This window comes from Maribacter sp. ACAM166 (genome assembly GCF_005771495.1).
Classification (GTDB): domain Bacteria; phylum Bacteroidota; class Bacteroidia; order Flavobacteriales; family Flavobacteriaceae; genus Maribacter.
In genome coordinates this window covers 1-1,663 of sequence record NZ_VAUW01000092.1, presented here as the reverse complement: position 1 = coordinate 1,663, position 1,663 = coordinate 1, and the positions used below count along the sequence as shown (strand labels likewise).

The following is a 1,663-nucleotide window of genomic DNA, read 5'->3' as shown; positions in this document are numbered from 1 at the left end:
TATTGATGAGTTCAGGACCAAAGTGATCATCTAACTCAATAAAATCGATCTTGATCATGGGGTATTCTCTATCAATGACATTAATATCATTCCTAAATTGTTCAGTGATTGCAATTCCGTTTCTAATTGCGGTCACTATTTTCAATTTTTTTGTGTGTTCATTATTTTGAATGTAGAGCATGACCTTGTTTAAGGTTTCTACACCATCATCCTTTGTGAAATAAACAAATTCCTGAGAATTAATATCATCAATGACCGAAAGTATTTTCTTGTCTGTCTTCAAAACTAATTTTCTAAAAGGATCAAAAACAGAGTGGATTAACTTCAATAGGACTTTTAGCAATACAGTCCGGTTCAGCATTATCAGAATCAATACAATGAATGGAACAAAATATTCAAGGAAGACAGATAAATTACTTGGCACTCCTACTTTTGGTTCCATTATTACATTTCCTACCAAAGCAACAATAACAGCCGTAATTGCAACCAATATTGAAAGCCATCCTGCTTTTTCAGGCCGAGGTAACGAATTGCGCTTTACTTTTAATAGTATGTTTCCTATTCCGAACAGTGCCATCACCAATAAAAAGGAAATGGTATAAACACCGGCCAATAACTTAACATCTCCTTTCGTTATTAGTAACACTGATACCGTTAAGAGCAAGAAAACAATAATAATACGATATGAACTTCCTTTTTTGTTTTTCTTTAAAAAATACTGTGGTAAAATACGATCAAGTGCCATACGTTCCAATAAACCTGAAACTCCAACAAAACTTGTAAGTACAGCTCCACTAAGTACCAAAAATGCATCAATAGCAATTAAGATTGCTAACCAATTACCACCTACGTGAGATGCCATTTCAATTAACAGCGTATTTTGATAGGCATCACTTTGCAATAGAGGTATTGCAAATAATGAAAGAGCAAACAACGCAGCTAAGGGATTAATAATACTCACTACAATCCACATATTTTTCAATGTTTTTGGAAATACTCCTTTTTGCTGTTCTTCTACAAAGTTGGCTGAACTTTCGAAACCAGAAACTCCTAACATTGAAGCTGCAAAACCAAGAAAAATAGCATTCGTTATACTTCCTCCTTTGGTTGGTAAGTGCCAGTTTTCTATAAATATTTCAATACCATTATTTAGAAGAAAGAAAATGATAAAAGCACTTAGTATAGCAAAAGATGCTAAATGGAAAAGGAAAATTGCTATAGCAACTTTGGCAGATTCTGAAACACCGCCAATAGTAAGAATACCAAAAAGGCTAAGTAATATGATGGTGGCAATGATTATAGGAATTGCAGGAATCAAATGATGGAGATAATGAATGGCCTCATTTGCAGAAATGACTGCTGTAGCCATATAAGACAATATCGTTAATGTGGCGGCAAAGGATGCCATAGATTTACTAGTCGTATTTAATAACGCATTATAGGCGCCACCGTTTAAGGGTAATGCGCCAACAACTTCTCCATATATTTTCCTAAATAGAAAAAGCACTAACGAAACAATAAGTAGTGTAATCCAAGCGTATTGTCCAGCAAAGGCAATGGCTAGAGCAGATACATATAATACAGATGAGCTTATATCATTTCCGCATATAGCTGTGGATGCTAATACAGATAACTTTTTATGTTCTTTCATTAGTTTTTCTTC

Annotated in this window: 1 protein-coding gene; it reads right to left on the bottom strand. The window is 34.2% G+C overall.

Features of this window, described 5'->3' with window-relative positions:
* Positions 1-1,651 (bottom strand): APC family permease (locus tag ES765_RS21465; RefSeq protein WP_138116579.1); only part of this gene is annotated, 1,651 nt, incomplete at its 3' end.
* Positions 1,652-1,663: the final 12 nt, after the last annotated feature.